Below are 18449 nucleotides of genomic sequence, written 5' to 3'. Positions count from 1 at the left end.
GGTATGGCGAAGACGCGGCACGGACGGCCGCGGTGCGCCGGCGGCGAGGAGCCGGTCACCGCGGGCGACCACGTCCTCGCCTACGTGCGCGAGCAGGCCGGGGCCATCGCCGCCCTCGGACCGGCCGTCCGCCGCGACCGGCCCGACGCCGTGCACCGGATGCGGGTCGCCACCCGCAGCCTGCGCAGCGCCCTGCGGTCCCACCGCAGGCTCCTCTACCGGGACGCCACCGGCCCGCTCGCCCGCGAGCTGAAGTGGCTCGCCGCCGAACTCGGCACCGACCGCGACCAGGAAGTGCTCGACGCCCGGCTCCTCGCCCGCCTCGACGAACTGCCCGGCACCCTGGTCCTCGGCCCGGTCCGCGCCCGGCTGCGGATCCGGTCGGCGGACCGGCGCGGCGGCTCCCGCCGCCGTACCGTCGCCGTACTCGACGGGGACCGCTACCGAGCCCTCCTCGACGCCCTCGACGCCCTTCTCACCGACCCGCCGCTGCTCCCCGCCGCCGCCCGCGACCCCGCCCGGGAACTGCCCCGCGCGGTGCTGCGGGAGTACCGCCGCCTCGCCGCCCGGATCACCCGCGCCCTGCAACTCCCGCCCGGACCCGACCGGGACCTCGCCCTGCACGAGGCCCGCAAGGCCGCCAAACGCGCCCGGTACGCGGCGGACGCCGCCCGCCCCGCCCTCGGCCGCCCGGCAAAGAGGTTCGCCAAGCGGATGAAGGCCGTACAGAGCCTCCTCGGCGACCACCACGACAGCGTGGTCGCCCGCGAGGAGCTGCGCCTGCTGGCCGCCCGCGCCCACGCCGCGGGCGAGTCGGCCTTCACCTGGGGACTGCTGTACGGACGGGAGGAGGCCGCCGCCGCGGCCCGGGAGCGGGAACTCGTCCGCGTATGGAAGCGGGCCTCGCGGCCCGGACTGCGGGCGGCGCTGGAAGGCTGAGCATCGGGGTACGCTTGATGGTCACCCCTTGCCCGCTCTCGAAAGTGCGCGATGTCTGTCGACTCGGTCTTCCCACAGCTCGAAGCTCTGCTCCCGCATGTGCAGAAGCCCATCCAGTACGTCGGCGGTGAGCTGAACTCCACCGTCAAGCCCTGGGACGAATGCGACGTCCGCTGGGCCCTGATGTACCCGGACGCGTACGAGGTCGGGCTCCCCAACCAGGGCGTCATGATCCTCTACGAGGTACTCAACGAGCGGCAGGGCGTCCTCGCCGAGCGCACCTACAGCGTGTGGCCGGACCTGGAAGCGCTGATGCGCGAGCACGGCGTCCCGCAGTTCACCGTGGACAGCCACCGCCCGGTCAAGGCGTTCGACGTCTTCGGGCTGAGCTTCTCCACCGAGCTCGGCTACACCAACATGCTCACCGCGCTCGACCTCGCGGGCATCCCGCTGAACGCCGCGGACCGCACGCTGGACGACCCGATCGTGCTGGCCGGCGGCCACGCCGCGTTCAACCCCGAGCCGATCGCCGAGTTCATCGACTGCGCGGTCATCGGCGACGGCGAGCAGGCCGTCCTGGAGATCACCGAGACCGTCCGCGCCTGGAAGGCCGAAGGCCGCCCCGGTGGCCGCGAGGAGGTGCTGCTGCGCCTCGCGAAGACCGGCGGCGTCTACGTACCGGGCTTCTACGACGTCGAGTACCTCCCCGACGGCCGCATCGGCCGCGTCGTGCCCAACCGTTCGGGCGTGCCGTGGCGGGTCTCCAAGCACACCGTGATGGACCTCGACGAGTGGCCGTACCCGAAGCAGCCGCTCGTCCCGCTCGCCGAGACCGTCCACGAGCGGATGTCCGTCGAGATCTTCCGCGGCTGCACCCGCGGCTGCCGTTTCTGCCAGGCCGGCATGATCACGCGCCCCGTGCGGGAGCGAAGCATCACCGGCATCGGCGAGATGGTCGACAAGGGCCTCAAGGCGACCGGCTTCGAGGAGGTCGGCCTGCTCTCGCTCTCCTCCGCGGACCACACCGAGATCGGTGAGATCGCCAAGGGCCTCGCCGACCGGTACACCGAGGACAAGATCGGTCTCTCGCTGCCCTCCACCCGCGTCGACGCGTTCAACGTGGACCTGGCCAACGAGCTGACCCGCAACGGCCGCCGCTCCGGCCTCACCTTCGCCCCCGAGGGCGGCTCCGAGCGGATGCGCAAGGTCATCAACAAGATGGTCTCGGAGGAGGACCTCATCCGCACGGTGGCCACCGCGTACGGCAACGGCTGGCGCCAGGTGAAGCTGTACTTCATGTGCGGCCTGCCCACCGAGACCGACGAGGACGTCCTCCAGATCGGCGACATGGCGGTCAACGTGATCGCCAAGGGCCGCGAGGTCTCCGGCCAGAACGACATCCGCTGCACCGTCTCCATCGGCGGCTTCGTGCCCAAGCCGCACACGCCCTTCCAGTGGGCCCCGCAGCTGAGCGCCGAGGAGACCGACGAGCGGCTGGCCAAGCTCCGCGACAAGATCCGCGGCGACAAGAAGTACGGCCGCTCCATCGGCTTCCGCTACCACGACGGCAAGCCCGGCATCGTCGAGGGCCTGCTCTCCCGCGGCGACCGCCGCGTCGGCTCCGTCATCCGCGCGGTCTACGAGTCCGGCGGCCGTTTCGACGGCTGGCGCGAGCACTTCAGCTACGACCGCTGGATGACCGCCGCCGAGAAGACCCTGCCCGGCTACGGGGTGGACGTCGACTGGTACACCACCCGCGAGCGCAGCTACGAGGAGGTCCTGCCCTGGGACCACCTGGACTCCGGCCTGGACAAGGACTGGCTCTGGGAGGACTGGCAGGACGCGCTCGACGAGACCGAGGTCGAGGACTGCCGCTGGACCCCGTGCTTCGACTGCGGCGTCTGCCCGCAGATGGACACGAGCATCCAGATCGGCCCGACCGGCAAGAAGCTGCTGCCGCTGTCGGTCGTGAAGTAGAAGCGACCGCCGAGAGGCGGACGGACCCCCGTACTCCGGCCGGAGCACGGGGGTCCGCGCGTGACCGCCGGGAGAACCGCCACGCCCGGACCGCCGCCGGGTGCCGGGGCCCGGCCGGAGACACCCGGACCGGGCCCCGCGCATGCCGGGCATCACCCCGCTGACCAGGGGCGCGGCGGCCCGGGGAACCGGGGAGGCGCCTTGCGCGTACTCTGGGTAGTACAACGACTGTGCCCAGCGCGGCGCCCGAACCAGAGATCTCCCCGCCCGGAACGGCGGGGGTGAGCCGGACCGGACACCCCGGGCCACCTGACATTTCGAGGGCGGCGTGCCACCGCGTCCGCTCCGCATCGAGGAGAAGAACCACTGGGCAAGCGACAGCCCGAAGGCCCGCCGCCCGCACCCGCGGTGCAGCGCATCCGACTGCGTTACACCAAGCGCGGCCGCCTCCGGTTCACCAGTCACCGTGACTTCCAGCGCGCCTTCGAGCGGGCCCTGCGCCGCTCCGAGGTGCCCATGGCCTACTCGGCGGGCTTCACCCCGCACCCCAAGGTCTCCTACGCCAACGCGGCCCCGACCGGCACGGGCAGCGAGGCCGAGTTCCTGGAGATCGCCCTCACCGAGGCCCGCGATCCGGCGGTCCTGCGGGCACTGCTCGACGACTCGCTGCCGGACGGCCTCGACATCGTCGACGCCGTGGAGGCCCACACCTCCGGCCTCGCCGACCGGCTGACCGCCTCCGTCTGGGAGCTGCGGCTGGAGGGCGTGGAGAGCGCCGCGGCGGCCGCGGCGGTGGACGCCTTCAACCGGGCGGAGACCGTGGAGGTCCAGCGCCGGGCGAAGAACGGGATGCGCACCTTCGACGCCCGGGCCGCCGTCGTCGACCTGCGGGTCGTCGATCCGTCGGCTGATAGGCCGGGGGACAGGCCCTGTGCGATACTGCGGCTGGTTGTTCGGCACGTGACACCTGCCGTGCGACCCGACGACGTCCTGTCCGGTCTTCACGTGGTGGCCGACCTGGCGCCGCCGGTCCCCGCAGCGGTGACCAGGCTGGCGCAGGGGCTCCTCGACGAGGATTCCGGCACGGTGACCGACCCGCTCGCGCCCGACCGCGAGGCAGCCCCGGCCGCTCCACCCACGGCCACCGGGACCGCCGCCGCGACGGCGCCGGAAGGTGCAGGTTCCGCGTAAGGCGGTCGTTGCGGCGCGGCCTTCGGCCCCGGAACCATCCGGAGCGGGCCGCGCGATGACCCAATAAGACTTTCGCCAGGCCGTCCGCCCCGCGCGTACGGAACCGGCGAGCCAGACACTGAGCTCCTGTGCGGCGCCCGCGCCCCGGACGGCCAAGCCGCGTATCCCACGCGGACCCTGCCGGACCGGAACCAGGCGCGGCGCCCGGGAGCCTGACGGGAGAACCGCCCGCATGCCCCAGTCCACTGAACCCGGCACGACCGGGAACAACGAAGAGAACAACGCTCCCGGCGACAAGCTGCCGCCGCGCCGCAGGCGCCGCGCCGCGTCCCGGCCGGCCGGTCCGCCGGTGACGGAGGAGCGGGCCGCCGAGGCCGCCGCGCCGGCCATACCGGCCGTTGACGCCGGAGTGTCCGACAGCAAGCCCGCCGAGACCGCCGCTCCGGCGGAGGAGGCGGCCCCCGCCCGTCCGCGTCGTCGTGCGGTGCGCAAGGCGACGTCCCCGGCCGGTGCGCCGAAGGCCGCCGAGGCCACCGAGCCCGTCGCGGCCGCCGAGCCGGTGGCCGCCGAGGCCGCCGCTCCGATGGAGGAGGCGGCCCCGGCCCGTCCGCGTCGTCGTGCGGTGCGCAAGGCGACGTCCCCGGCGGGTGCGCCGAAGAGCGCCGAGGCCGCCGAGGTCGTGGAGGTCGTGGCGGAGGCCCCGGCCGTCGTCGAGCCCGAGCCGGTCGCAGAGACCCCGGCCGCCGAGCCCGCCGCGCCGCGTGGCCGGACCCGCCGCCGGGCATCGGCTCCGGCCGGCGCGCCGCAGTTCGCCGAGCCGGTGGCCGAGGCCGTCGTCGCGGTGGAGGAGGACGAGGAAGAGGAAGCGGAGGCCGTCGAGCCGGTCGCCGAGGTCGTGGAGGCGGCTCCGGCCCGTCCGCGTCGTCGTGCGGTGCGCAAGGCGACGTCCCCGGCCGGTGCGCCGAAGAGCGCCGAGGTCGTGGAGGTCGTGGCGGAGGCCCCGGCCGTCGTCGAGCCCGAGCCGGTCGCCGAGACCCCGGCCGCCGAGCCGGAGGCCGAGGAAGCCGCGCCGCGCGGACGTCAGCGCCGCCGGGCCACTGCCGCCGCCGGCCGGCCGGAGTTCACGGCCCGGACCGAGGAGCCGGCCCGCAAGAGCCGCCGCGCCACCCGTCCCGCCGTGGCCGTGTTCCAGGCGCCGGTCTTCGCCGAGCCGATGTTCCAGACCCCGGAGACGGCGGCCGCCGCCGCTGCCGCCTCGCGTGAGGCGGAGAACGTGGCCGAGGAGGAGCCCGCGGCCGTCGAGGAGACGGTGTCCGCCGTCGAGGCCGAGCCGCAGTCCGGTCCGCGCCGCCGTCGCCGCCGTCGCGGTGAGGCCGCCGAGCCCGAGCAGGCCGCCGCCCCCGTCGTGGAGGAGCCGGCCGAGGAGGAGCCCGCCGAGCCCGAGGCCGAGCACGAGGGCGAGGGCGAGGAGACCGACGAGTACGGGGACCGCCCCTCGCGCCGCCGCCGTCGCGGGGGCCGTCGCCGCCGCCGTGGCGAGGCCCACGAGGGCGAGGAGGCCGCGGAGCAGTCCGCCGACGAGGCCGCCGCCGACCACGCCGAGGACGAGGCGGAGCACGCCGCGGACTCCGACGAGGAGGACGAGGAGCACGAGGCGGCCTCGGGTTCCAGCAGCAGCCGTCGCCGTCGTCGCCGTCGTCGCCGTAGCGGGGACGCCTCGGCCGATGCCGAGGGCGGCGCGGACGACCCGGAGCGCACGGTCGTCAAGGTCCGCGAGCCCCGCCGCAAGGAGGAGCGCGAGCCCGGCACCGGCTTCGACGAGGTCCAGTCCATCAAGGGCTCGACGCGCATGGAGGCCAAGAAGCAGCGCCGTCGCGAGGGCCGCGAGCAGGGCCGCCGCCGCGTCCCGATCATCACCGAGGCCGAGTTCCTGGCCCGCCGCGAGGCCGTCGAGCGGGTCATGGTCGTCCGCCAGAACGGCGACCGCACCCAGATCGGCGTCCTTGAGGACAACGTGCTCGTCGAGCACTACGTCAACAAGGAGCAGGCCACCAGCTACGTCGGCAACGTCTACCTGGGCAAGGTGCAGAACGTCCTGCCGTCCATGGAGGCCGCCTTCGTCGACATCGGCAAGGGCCGCAACGCCGTGCTCTACGCCGGTGAGGTCAACTTCGAGGCGCTCGGCATGGCCCACGGCCCGCGCCGCATCGAGACCGCCCTCAAGTCCGGCCAGTCCGTCCTCGTGCAGGTCACCAAGGACCCGATCGGCCACAAGGGCGCCCGCCTGACCAGCCAGGTCTCGCTGCCCGGCCGCTACCTGGTCTACGTGCCCGAGGGCTCGATGACCGGTATCAGCCGCAAGCTGCCCGACACCGAGCGGGCCCGGCTGAAGACCATCCTCAAGAAGATCGTTCCCGAGGACGCGGGCGTCATCGTCCGTACCGCCGCGGAGGGCGCGAGCGAGGACGAGCTGCGCCGCGACGTCGAGCGGCTCCAGCAGCAGTGGGAGGAGATCCAGAAGAAGTCGAAGAGCACCGGCAGCTCCAACGCGCCGACCCTGCTCTACGGCGAGCCGGACATGACCGTCCGGGTCGTCCGCGACATCTTCAACGAGGACTTCTCCAAGGTCATCGTCAGCGGCGACGACGCGTGGGAGACCATCCACGGCTACGTCTCGCAGGTGGCGCCGGACCTGGCGGACCGCCTGTCGCGCTGGACCTCCGAGGTCGACATCTTCGCGACGTACCGGATCGACGAGCAGCTGATGAAGGCGCTGGACCGGAAGGTCTACCTGCCGAGCGGCGGCTCGCTGGTGATCGACAAGACCGAGGCGATGGTCGTCGTCGACGTCAACACCGGCAAGTTCACCGGCCAGGGCGGCAACCTCGAGGAGACCGTCACCAAGAACAACCTGGAGGCGGCCGAGGAGATCGTGCGCCAGCTGCGGCTGCGCGACCTCGGTGGCATCGTCGTCGTCGACTTCATCGACATGGTGCTGGAGTCCAACCGGGACCTGGTGCTGCGGCGCCTGCTGGAGTGCCTGGGCCGGGACCGTACGAAGCACCAGGTCGCCGAGGTCACGTCGCTGGGCCTGGTCCAGATGACCCGCAAGCGGGTGGGCCAGGGGCTGCTGGAGTCCTTCTCCGAGACCTGTGTCCACTGCAACGGGCGCGGTGTGATCGTCCACATGGAGCAGCCGACGTCGGTCGGTGGCGGCGGCAAGCGTTCCAAGAAGCGCGGCCGGGGCGGTGCGGACCACGAGCACGTGGCCGAGGCCGTGACGGAGACCGAGGTCGAGGCCGAGACCGAGGCGGAGGTCGCCGCCGAGGCGGCCGCCCCGGTGGCGCTGCCCGAGCCGGAGTTCGCCCCGGACGAGGAGCTGTACAGCAGCGCGGCCGAGGCCGAGGCGGCGGTGTCCCGCGGCCGTGGCCGCCGTCGGGCGACCCGCAAGGCGACGGCCCCGGCCGGTGCCCCGAAGGCCGTCGAGCCGGAGCCCGTCGTGGCCGCCGAGCCCGCCGAGCCCGAGGCCGAGCCGGTCGTGGTTCCGGAGCCGGTGGCCGAGGCCCCCGCCCCGGTGGCCGAGGAGACCCCCGCGGCCGAGGCCCCCAAGGCCCGTACCCGCCGCCGGGCGACCCGCAAGGCGACCGCACCGGCCGGCTCCCCGGCCCCGTCCGAGGAGGCCCCGGCCGAGGCGGCACCCGTCGAGGCGGCCGCCCCGGCGGAGCCCGCCGAGCCCGAGCCGGCTCCGGCCGAGCGGCCCGCCGCTCCGGAGGCCGCACCCGAGGAGGCGCCCGCCGAGGCCGCCCCGCCGCGTGCGCGTCGCCGGGTGACCCGCAAGGTCACCGCCCCCGCGGGGTCGCCCGCCGGTGGAGAGGGTGCCGAGGTCGTCGTGGTGACCGCCTCGTCCGAGCCCGAGCCCGAGCCCGAGGCGACGGCGGACGCGGAGGCCGAGACGGCGGCCCCGGCCAAGAAGGCGGCCCGCAAGACCGCCAAGAAGGCCACGGCCAAGAAGGCGGCCACGAAGAAGACGGCCGCCAAGAAGACCGCCGCGAAGAAGACGACGGCCAAGAAGGCGGCGACGAAGAAGACCGCCACGGCGGAGAAGGCGGCGAAGGCCGCCGCCCCCGCCGACGCCGAGAGCTGACTGGCGGCCGGAACACGACGGAGGGGGCGCGGACCATCGGTCCGCGCCCCCTCCGCGCTTCGTGGGGCGCCCGACGGCCCCGGGGCGGGTTCCTGGGCGCTCGGCCCCCGGGAACGGGCTCTACGGGGTTCCTGGGCGGCGTGGGAAAACTCCTCCCGGGTACCCGCCGCAGCCTGCCCCGCCCCCGTGCGGGGAGGCCCGGTTTGACCGGCTGCGGGCAGCCCCGTAATCTTGCCCATCGGCGTGTTTCCTATGCGCGCCTTCCCCTGAGCACATTCCTCCTGGTGGCTCCGTCCGCCGGGAGAGGCCGCTCGTCCATTCGGATCATTCCGGGCCCCGGCCCGGGTGAGTGGCTGGCATCAGGGGTTCCGTTCCGAGCGAGAGAGAGATCCGCGTGTACGCCATCGTGCGCAGCGGTGGCCGCCAGCACAAGGTTGCTGTCGGTGACATCGTCGAGGTTGACAAGATTTCCACCGCCAAGGTGGGCGACACGGTCGAGCTCTCGACCCTGCTCGTGGTCGACGGCGACGCCGTGACCAGCGACCCGTGGGTGCTGGCCGGCATCAAGGTCCAGGCCGAGGTCGTGGACCACCACAAGGGCGCGAAGATCGACATCCTTCGCTACAAGAACAAGACCGGCTACCGCCGTCGCCAGGGTCACCGTCAGCAGTACACGGCGATCAAGGTCACCGGTATCCCCGCGGCTGCGAAGTAAGGGACTGAGGAGACATGGCACACAAGAAGGGCGCATCGTCCACCCGGAACGGGCGCGATTCCAATGCTCAGCGGCTCGGCGTGAAGCGCTTCGGCGGCCAGGCCGTCAACGCCGGTGAGATCCTGGTCCGCCAGCGCGGCACCCACTTCCACCCGGGCACGGGCGTCGGCCGTGGCGGCGACGACACGCTGTTCGCGCTCGCCGCGGGTGCGGTCGAGTTCGGCACGCACCGTGGCCGCAAGGTCGTGAACATCGTTCCGATCGCCGGCTGACACCCCGGCGCTCGTCGAGCGGTTCCTGCGGAGGCGGACCTCACTTCCCGTTACGGGAAGCGGGTCCGCCTTTCGCGTGTTCCTCCGATGAGGAACGCCGTCCCCCGGCCGTCACGCACGCGGGGAGGGGGCGGCACGAGTGAGACATTTCTGTACGGATGTAACTGGAGGTTCCACCCATGACCACCTTCGTGGACCGCGTCGAACTGCATGTCGCCGCGGGTAACGGAGGCCACGGCTGTGCCTCCGTACACCGCGAGAAGTTCAAGCCGCTCGGCGGCCCGGACGGCGGCAACGGCGGCCGTGGCGGCGATGTGACCCTGGTCGTCGACCAGGCGGTCACCACGCTCCTCGACTACCACCACCACCCCCACCGCAAGGCCACCAACGGCCAGCCCGGCGCGGGCGACCACCGCTCCGGCAAGGACGGCCAGGACCTGGTCCTGCTGGTCCCCGACGGCACGGTCGTCCTCGACCGGAACGGCAAGGTCCTCGCCGACCTGGTCGGCCAGGGCACCACGTTCGTCGCCGGCCAGGGCGGCCGGGGCGGCCTCGGCAACGCCGCGCTGGCGTCCGCCCGGCGCAAGGCCCCCGGTTTCGCGCTGCTCGGCGAGCCCGGCGAGGCCCGGGACATCGTCCTGGAGCTGAAGACCGTCGCCGACGTCGCGCTGGTCGGCTACCCGAGCGCGGGCAAGTCCTCGCTGATCTCGGTCCTCTCCGCGGCCAAGCCGAAGATCGCCGACTACCCCTTCACCACCCTCGTCCCGAACCTCGGCGTGGTCACCGCGGGCAGCACGGTCTACACCGTCGCCGACGTCCCCGGTCTGATCCCGGGCGCCAGCCAGGGCCGGGGCCTCGGCCTGGAGTTCCTGCGCCACGTCGAGCGCTGCTCGGTCCTGGTGCACGTGCTGGACACCGCGACGCTGGAGTCCGACCGCGACCCGGTCTCCGACCTCGACATCATCGAGGAGGAGCTGAAGCAGTACGGCGGGCTGGAGGACCGGCCCCGCATCGTCGTCCTCAACAAGATCGACATCCCGGACGGCCAGGACCTCGCCGACATGATCCGCCCGGACCTGGAGGAGCGCGGCTACCGCGTCTTCGAGGTCTCCGCGGTCGCCCGCACCGGCCTGAAGGAGCTCTCCTACGCGCTCGCCGGGATCGTCGCCGAGGCGCGCGCGGCCAAGCCGGTCGAGGTGGCGACCCGGATCGTCATCCGCCCGAAGGCCGTCGACGACGCGGGCTTCACCGTCACGCAGGAGGAGGACGGCCTCTACCGGGTGCGCGGCGAGAAGCCGGAACGCTGGGTGCGCCAGACCGACTTCAACAACGACGAGGCCGTCGGCTACCTGGCCGACCGGCTCAACCGCCTCGGGGTCGAGGACGCGCTGCTCAAGGCCGGGGCCCGGTCCGGCGACGGCGTCGCGATCGGCGCCGAGGACAACGCGGTCGTCTTCGACTGGGAGCCGTCGATGTCCGCCGGCGCGGAGATGCTCGGCCGCCGCGGCGAGGACCACCGCTTCGAGGCGCCGCGCCCGGCCGCGCAGCGCCGTCGCGACCGCGAGGCGGAGCGCGACGAGGCGCAGCAGGACTACGAGGGGTTCAACCCGTTCTGATCCGGACGCCCGTCCGGCCGGTCGCGCATCCCGTATGGTGCCGTGCGTCGCCTATGGCGCGTACGCACCGTACGGCCCGGTGTGACCGGTCGGAACGCGTTCCTCTTGTCACACGTCCGAGGGAACCAAACCTGCTCAGGGGTGATTCGCGCCGCTCAGTCGTGTGGTGTCGATCACCTGCTCCTGAGGGGCTGATTCCGGTATTCGCCCTGATCGCAAGGGAACAAGAGGTTTCGCCGGGGCGTGCGGGGGCCGTCGTCCACCTTGCGAGACGGTAACGGAGAGTGCAACCATCGCTGTATCTCCCAGCCTCGCAAGGTAGGTCGTCTGTGTCTGCTCAGCACATAGCCAAAGCCCGAACCACAGCAGTCGTGCTCGCCGGCGGCACCGGCCAGCGCGTGGGTCTGTCCATTCCCAAGCAGCTGCTGAAGATCGCTGGCAAGGCCGTCATCGAGCACACGCTGTCGATCTTCCAGCAGGCCGACTCCATCGACGACATCATCGTGCTGATGGCGCCGGGCTACGTCCCCGACGTGGAGAAGATCGTCGCCAAGGCCGGCCTCACCAAGGTCGTCAAGGTGATCGAGGGCGGCTCGACCCGCAACGAGACCACCGAGCGCGCCATCGAGGCCCTCGGCGAGGGCCTGGCCGAGGGCGAGGACCGCAACGTCCTCTTCCACGACGCCGTGCGCCCGCTGCTCTCGCAGCGCGTCATCAAGGACTGCGTCGACGCCCTCGACCGCTACCAGGCGGTCGACGTCGCCATCCCGTCCGCGGACACGATCATCGTGACCCGCACCCACGGCGACGACGGCGAGTTCATCACCGACGTGCCGGACCGCTCCCGGCTGCGCCGGGGCCAGACGCCGCAGGCGTTCAAGCTGTCCACGATCCGCCGGGCCTACGAGGTCGCCTCGGGCGACCCGAACTTCCAGGCGACCGACGACTGCTCGGTCGTCCTGAAGTACCTTCCCGACGTCCCGATCTACGTCGTGGCCGGCGACGAGTACAACATGAAGGTCACGCAGCCGGTCGACGTCTTCATCGCGGACAAGCTGTTCCAGCTGGCCTCCACGGCGGCTCCGCAGCCCGCCGACGACGCCGCCTACCGCGAGCTGCTCACTGGCAAGACCCTGGTCGTCTTCGGCGGTTCGTACGGCATCGGCGCGGACATCGCCGCGCTCGCCGAGTCCTACGGCGCCACCGTCTACGCCCTGGGCCGCTCGACCACCGGCACCCACGTGGAGAACCCGGCCCACGTCGACGAGGCGCTCTCCAAGGCGTACTCCGAGACCGGCCGGGTCGACTACGTGATCAACACCGCCGGGGTGCTCCGCATCGGCAAGCTCGCCGAGACCGACAGCGCGACCATTCAGGAAGCGCTCAACGTCAACTACCTGGCCCCCGTGCAGATCGCCCGCGCCTCGTACAAGTACCTCGCCGAGACCAAGGGCCAGCTGCTGCTCTACACCTCCAGCAGCTACACCCGGGGCCGCGCCGAGTACAGCCTCTACTCCTCGACCAAGGCCGCCATGGTGAACCTCACCCAGGCGCTCTCGGACGAGTGGGCGGCCGACGGTGTGCGGGTGAACTGCGTGAACCCCGAGCGCACCGCCACCCCGATGCGCACCAAGGCGTTCGGCCAGGAGCCGGCGGGCACGCTGCTCTCCTCCGAGGCGGTCGCCAGGACCTCGCTCGACGTCCTGCTCTCCGAGCTGACCGGCCATGTCATCGACGTACGCCAGCAGGACCCGACCAAGGGCGCGTCCGAGGCGTCCGGCTTCGAGCAGGCCCTTGCCGCCGTCCTCGACCGTCAGTCCGATGTGTAATAATTATTGACAATCATCTTTCGGACCCCTGCCGTTCGCGCGCGTGCGAACGGCAGGGGTCCGAATTCGTGAAGCTCTGGCTTCACAATCCCCTCGTAACGTAAAGCAAGTCGGCACCCTCGGGAGCGGTACTTCGTGATTTCGAAAGCCATGCGTTTGGCTCGGGTGGGCAGCGGTTCGGAGCTGGCCGCCGCGCTCCTGGTGGCTGTGGGGTTCCCGTGCATAATGCTCGCGGCGATAATCCCCAATCTCTGGTTCTTCGCCGTGGCCACCGCGGCGACCTATCTCGCCGACCGGCATCTGCACCACTGCGGCAGCTACCTGGTCAACCGCCTCGCCGCGGTCCGGGCGGGACTCTCGATCCGCTTCCTCGTCCGTCAGCTGCTGCTGATCCTGCTGCTGTCCCGCATGGGGTACGGCGAGGAGACGCTGTTCTACGTGACGGTCGCCTGCCTGCTGGCGTTCTACGGGCTCCAGGCGCCGCAGAGCGCGATGGTCACCATGATCCGGCTGCGCCGCAAGCTTCCGGTGGCCACCCGCAACATCGACCTGTCGGCGGTACGGATCGCCGACGCCCCGAAGCCGCTCCTGATGAGCCGGCCCGCGGAGAAGATGCTGCACCTGGACGTCTTCGCGATGGTGGGCGTGCTGATCGCGATCGAGACCGGCAAGGAGGCCGTCGCCTACGTCGGCCTCGGCCTGACGCTCGTGCTCGCGGTCGCCTATCTGGTGGCACTGCTGCCGTACGTCCGCCCGAGCCGGCTCGTGCCGCCGGAGACCAAGGTCCTCAACGCGGTGGGCGAGTGGCTCGCCGAGTACCGGCCGACCGTGGTGCTGTACTTCTCCGGCTCCAAGGAGTCCGCCTACCAGGCCAACATGTGGCTGGAGACGATGGCGCAGCTCGGCGGTCGGCCGATGATCCTGCTGCGTGAGCGCAACATCCTGCCGCAGCTCGCCACCACCTCGGTGCCGGTGCTCTGCGTGCCCGGTGGTGTGCACCTGATGAACCTGGACCTCTCGTCGGTGCGGGTCGCGCTCTACGCGGCCAACGTCGGCAAGAACATCCACCTGCTCCGGGTGCCGACGATGAAGCACGTCTTCATCGGCCACGGCGACAGCGACAAGCTCGCCAGCGTCAACCCGTTCAGCAAGGTCTACGACGAGGTGTGGACCGCGGGCCGGGCCGGCCGCGACCGTTACGCGCTGGCCGACGTCGGAGTGCGCGACGAGGACATCGTGGAGGTGGGCCGGCCGCAGCTGGCCTCCATCCAGACGTGGACCGGTACGCAGAAGAACCCGATCCCGACCGTGCTGTACGCCCCCACCTGGGAGGGCTGGGACGACAACCCGGGCAACACCTCCCTGCTGCTGGCCGGCGAGAACATCGTCCGGCGGCTGCTGGAGGCCGAGCGGCCGGTCCGGCTGCTCTACAAGCCGCACCCCTTCACCGGCACCCGCAGTGCCAAGGCGAAGGCCGTCCATCTGCGCATCACCGCGATGATCGAGCAGGCCGCCACCGAGCGCGCCACCGATCCCCGCTGGGCGGAGCAGGCCGCGGCGCTCAAGGGCGACCAGGCCGCGGCGCGGGCCGAGCTGGCCCGTATCGAGGCCCGGCTGGCCGAGCTGGAGGGCGGCGCGGGCGCCGGCCGCGACGAGGCGGAGACGTCCCGCGACTCGCTGGCCGACCCGGCGCGCGAGGCCGAGACGGCGCGGCTCAAGGACGAGTGGAACGCGGCGTCCTGGCGTGCGCAGGGCTGGTGGGAGCACCGGGTCATCACCGGTGCCCGGATGCGGCTGTACGACTGCTTCAACGAGTCGGACGCGATGGTCTCGGACATCTCCAGCGTGGTCTCCGACTTCATCGCGAGCGGCAAGCCGTACGCGGTCACCGACTCCGCCGAGCTGGGCGAGGAGGAGTTCCGTCGGCAGAACACGGCGGTCCGTGCCGCCGTGATCCTGTCCAACTCGGCGGCCGAGCTGGACGAGCTGCTCGCCGCGGTGACGGACCCGGCCGCGGACACCCGTGCGGAGGGCCGGCGCGAGCTCAAGAACTACCTGCTCGGCCCGGACGAGCCCACCTCGATCGTGCAGTTCGACAACGCGGTCAAGGCGCTCTCGGCCAAGTCCGAGGCCCGGAACACCGGGGTCGCCAAGAGCCTCGGGGAGCCCGTGGGCGGCTGAGGGATCGGCCATTCGCATTACGTGATCGCAGAAGGCCCGGTACAACCCGCAAAAGGTTGTACCGGGCCTTTGTGATGAGTGTCACCATGTATTCATGTCACGGAAGACAACCGATGGAGACGGTCGACTGTCTTCTTTTTACGTGAGCCAGACCCGAATTCCGGACGTGACCGTGGTCGTCGGTGCGTATGAGGCGATGCCCTACCTCGTGCGTTGCCTCGAATCGGTGGAGGCGCAGACGATCGGCGCCGACCGGATTGAAATCGTCGCGGTCGACGACGGTTCCACCGATGGCACCGGTGAGTATCTGGAGGAATTCGCAGCGAGATCGAAAGTCCGCACCAGGGTCGTCCGGCAGAAGAACTCCGGTGGCCCCAGTGGGCCGCGGAATGTGGGGCTCGGTCTCGCGCGCGGTCGCTACGTGTTCTTCCTGGACGCGGACGACTACTTCGGCGAGGAGGCCCTGGCCCGCATGGTGGCCATGGCGGACAAGGCCGGAACCGATGTGGTGCTCGGCAGGGTGGTCGGCGTGAACAGGGGAGCGCCGCAGTCGATGTGGGGCGCCACCGCGGAGCGCGTCGACGTCTACAACTCCAAGGTCATCTACACCCTGAGCGCGCAGAAGCTCTTCCGGCGCGAACTCCTGGAACGGCTCTCCTTGAGGTTCGACGAGAATCTCAGGACCGGTGAGGACGCCCTCTTCACGATGGAGGCGTATCTGCGGGGGTCCGGCGTCTCGGTCGTCGCCGATTACGTCTGCTATTACCTGGTGGGCCGCGACGACGGAAAGCACGTCACGAAGAGCGGCACCTATGAATGGCGCTTCGACTCGGTGCGCGCCATGATGGAGCTCATTCATCGCATCGAACCGCCGGGGCCCAAACGGGATTTCCTGATGGTCCGCCCCTTCACGGTCGGGATGCTCCAGCAGTTCGGCCCCGTCGTGCTGCGGGATTCCGAAGAGGTCCGGCGGCACAAGATGGAACTGGCGCGTCCGCTGATGGACGCGTACTGGCACAGCGGCGTGGCCCGGCTGATCAAGGTCCCGGAGCGGCTGCGGCTCGCCTGCGTGGCGTACGGCAGCCCGGACCTGCTGGTCGAGGTGGTCCGGTACGTCCGGGCGAAGAAGGTGCCGGACCTGGTCTGCTCGCCCGACGGCAGGACGCTCTACCTCGCGTACCCCCGCTTCCGCGACCGGGCGGCCGCGCTGCCCGACTTCCTGTACGAGGTCACCGTGCCCGACTGGCGCGGTGGCGAGCGCGTCGAGAGCCCGCGGGCCGCCGCCCGTCGTGCCTCGCTGTCCAGGAGGGTGGCGCGCCGGATGCGGCGCGACGCGAAGCGCTGGAAGAGGCGCCTGAATGTGGGGTAATGACCCCTTGTAAAGGGTGCGCGTTTCTGGGGGGTGAGTGCGGCGGATTCCCCGAATAACACATCGAATCTCAGTAAAGTCGATCGGACGTCGCGCATGCGACGGGTCCGACAGATCACCATGGGGACTGGTCAAGTGAAGGCTCTCGTACTGTCCGGAGGGGCCGGCACCCGCCTGCGTCCCATCACCCACACCTCGGCCAAGCAGTTGGTGCCGGTGGCGAACAAGCCCGTGCTGTTCTACGGGCTGGAGGCCATCGCGGAAGCCGGGATCACCGAGGTCGGCATCATCGTGGGCGACACGGCCGCGGAGATCCGGGAAGCCGTCGGCGACGGTTCCGCGCTCGGCATCGAGGTCACGTACATCCCGCAGGAGGAGCCGCTCGGGCTGGCCCACGCGGTGCTGATCGCCCGCGACTTCCTGGGCGACGACGACTTCGTCATGTACCTGGGTGACAACTTCATCGTCGGCGGGATCACCGGCCTGGTGGAGGAGTTCCGCTCGGACCGGCCGGACGCGCAGATCCTCCTGACGCGGGTGCCCAACCCGACCTCCTTCGGTGTCGCGGAGCTGGACGCCGCGGGCCGGGTGGTGGCGCTGGAGGAGAAGCCGAAGGAGCCCAAGAGCGATCTGGCGCTCGTCGGCGTCTACCTCTTCACCCCCGTGATCCACGAGGCGGTCCGCGCCATCGAGCCGTCCTGGCGCGGCGAGCTGGAGATCACCCACGCCATCCAGTGGCTGATCGACCAGAAGCGCGACGTGCGCTCCACCACGATCCACGGCTACTGGAAGGACACCGGCAACGTCACCGACATGCTGGAGGTCAACCGGACGGTCCTGGAGACCGTCGAGCCCACCCACGAGGGCGCCGAGGTCGACGCGGACAGTGAGATCATCGGCCGGGTGCGGATCGAGCCGGGCGCCCGGGTCAGCGGCAGCCGGATCGTCGGCCCCGCGATCATCGGCGCCGGTTCGGTGATCAGCGGCGCCTATGTCGGCCCCTTCACCTCGGTCTCGGAGAACGTCCGCATCGAGGACAGCGAGATCGAGTACTCCATCGTCCTGCGGGGCGCCTCCATCGTCGGTGTCCGCCGCGTCGAGGCATCGCTCATCGGCCATGACGTCGAAGTGACCCCCGCCCCCCGTTCCCCGTCCGCCCACCGACTCGTGCTCGGCGACCACAGCAAGGTGCAGATCTCCTCATGACCACGAACATCCTGGTGACCGGCGGTGCCGGCTTCATCGGCTCGCACTACGTCCGTACGGTGCTCGGCCCCGAGGGCCCCGGGGACGTCGCGGTCACCGTGCTCGACAAGCTCACCTACGCGGGAAATCCGGCCAACCTCGACGAGGTGCGCGAGCATCCCGGCTTCCGGTTCGTGCAGGGCGACATCTGCGACGCCGGGCTGGTCGCCAAGCTAATGGCCGAGCACGACCAGGTGGTGCACTTCGCCGCCGAGTCGCACGTGGACCGCTCCATCGACGGCGGCGCCGAGTTCGTCCGCACCAACGTCGTGGGCACGCACACCCTGATCCACGCCGCGCACCTGGCGGGCATCCGGACCTTCGTGCACATCTCCACCGACGAGGTGTACGGCTCGATCGACGAGGGCTCCTGGCCCGAGACCCACCCGCTGGCGCCGAACTCGCCGTACTCCGCGGCCAAGGCGTCCAGCGACCTGATCGCGCTCTCCTACCACCGCACCCACGGCCTCGACGTGCGGGTGACCCGCTGCTCCAACAACTACGGGCACCACCACTTCCCCGAGAAGGTCATCCCGCTCTTCGTCACCAACCTGCTGGACGGGAAGACGGTCCCGCTCTACGGCGACGGCGCCAACGTCCGCGACTGGCTGCACATCGACGACCACGTCCAGGGCATCGAGCTGGTCCGCACCCGGGGCCGGGCCGGCGAGGTCTACAACATCGGCGGCGGCACCGAGCTCTCCAACAAGGAGCTCACCCAGCTGCTGCTGGACGCCTGCGGCGCCGACTGGAACACCAGCGTCACCTACGTCGAGGACCGCAAGGGCCACGACCGCCGTTACTCGGTCGACTGCACCAAGATCCGCGCGGAGCTGGGCTACGAGCCCCGCAAGGACTTCCGCACCGGCCTCGCCGAGACGGTCCAGTGGTACCGCGACAACCGCGCCTGGTGGGAGCCGCTGAAGGAGAGGGCCGCCCTGTGAGCGCCGTCTGGCTGGTCACCGGCGCCG

The 18449-nt window shown here is 71.3% G+C and carries 11 protein-coding genes and 1 pseudogene; all 12 read left to right on the top strand.

The window, feature by feature from the left end; all coding sequences use genetic code 11:
- Positions 1 to 45: 45 nt before the first annotated feature.
- Positions 46 to 939, top strand: a pseudogene (locus tag ACF08W_RS10295) (CHAD domain-containing protein); the annotation flags it as partial.
- A gap of 51 nt (positions 940 to 990) precedes the next feature.
- Positions 991 to 2916: a TIGR03960 family B12-binding radical SAM protein gene (locus tag ACF08W_RS10290; RefSeq protein WP_352275296.1), complete on the top strand. Its 1926-nt coding sequence runs from the start codon at positions 991 to 993 to the stop codon at positions 2914 to 2916.
- A gap of 408 nt (positions 2917 to 3324) precedes the next feature.
- Entirely contained in the window at positions 3325 to 4107 is a 783-nt protein-coding gene (locus tag ACF08W_RS10285) for a TIGR03936 family radical SAM-associated protein (protein ID WP_352275294.1), read from the top strand.
- A 232-nt stretch (positions 4108 to 4339) separates the two neighbouring features.
- Positions 4340 to 8251 carry a ribonuclease E/G gene (locus ACF08W_RS10280; protein ID WP_392279012.1) on the top strand — a complete coding sequence of 1304 codons (3912 nt, stop codon included), beginning with the start codon at positions 4340 to 4342 and terminating at the stop codon, positions 8249 to 8251.
- A gap of 394 nt (positions 8252 to 8645) precedes the next feature.
- Entirely contained in the window at positions 8646 to 8966 is a 321-nt protein-coding gene (gene rplU / locus ACF08W_RS10275) for a 50S ribosomal protein L21 (RefSeq protein WP_042812502.1), read from the top strand.
- A 14-nt stretch (positions 8967 to 8980) separates the two neighbouring features.
- A complete protein-coding gene (gene rpmA, locus ACF08W_RS10270; RefSeq protein WP_018103204.1) occupies positions 8981 to 9238 on the top strand; it encodes a 50S ribosomal protein L27 in 258 nt (85 codons plus the stop codon).
- Positions 9239 to 9417: 179 nt separating this feature from the next.
- Positions 9418 to 10854, top strand: a complete 1437-nt coding sequence (gene obgE / locus ACF08W_RS10265; RefSeq protein WP_392279011.1) for a GTPase ObgE — start codon at positions 9418 to 9420, stop codon at positions 10852 to 10854.
- Between the two features lie 329 nt (positions 10855 to 11183).
- A complete protein-coding gene (locus tag ACF08W_RS10260; protein WP_352275289.1) occupies positions 11184 to 12683 on the top strand; it encodes a bifunctional cytidylyltransferase/SDR family oxidoreductase in 1500 nt (499 codons plus the stop codon).
- Between the two features lie 150 nt (positions 12684 to 12833).
- Complete coding sequence (locus ACF08W_RS10255) at positions 12834 to 14864, top strand: hypothetical protein (protein ID WP_392279010.1); 2031 nt, start codon at positions 12834 to 12836, stop codon at positions 14862 to 14864.
- A gap of 142 nt (positions 14865 to 15006) precedes the next feature.
- The gene (locus tag ACF08W_RS10250; RefSeq protein WP_385204221.1) at positions 15007 to 16233 is read left to right on the top strand and encodes a glycosyltransferase family 2 protein; all 1227 of its coding nucleotides are present in this window, start codon (positions 15007 to 15009) and stop codon (positions 16231 to 16233) included.
- Between the two features lie 135 nt (positions 16234 to 16368).
- Positions 16369 to 17439: a glucose-1-phosphate thymidylyltransferase gene (locus tag ACF08W_RS10245; RefSeq protein ID WP_352275286.1), complete on the top strand. Its 1071-nt coding sequence runs from the start codon at positions 16369 to 16371 to the stop codon at positions 17437 to 17439.
- Positions 17436 to 18422, top strand: coding sequence for a dTDP-glucose 4,6-dehydratase (gene rfbB / locus ACF08W_RS10240; protein ID WP_392279009.1), 987 nt, complete (start codon positions 17436 to 17438; stop codon positions 18420 to 18422). The genes ACF08W_RS10245 and rfbB overlap by 4 nt, the downstream gene beginning before the upstream one ends.
- The last annotated feature ends 27 nt before the right edge of the window (positions 18423 to 18449 follow it).

It is taken from the genome of Streptomyces sp. NPDC015144, assembly GCF_043079735.1.
In the GTDB taxonomy this organism is placed as follows: domain Bacteria; phylum Actinomycetota; class Actinomycetes; order Streptomycetales; family Streptomycetaceae; genus Streptomyces.
The sequence above is the reverse complement of the archived record's forward strand: the minus strand, read 5'-3'. Positions and strand labels throughout refer to the sequence as shown.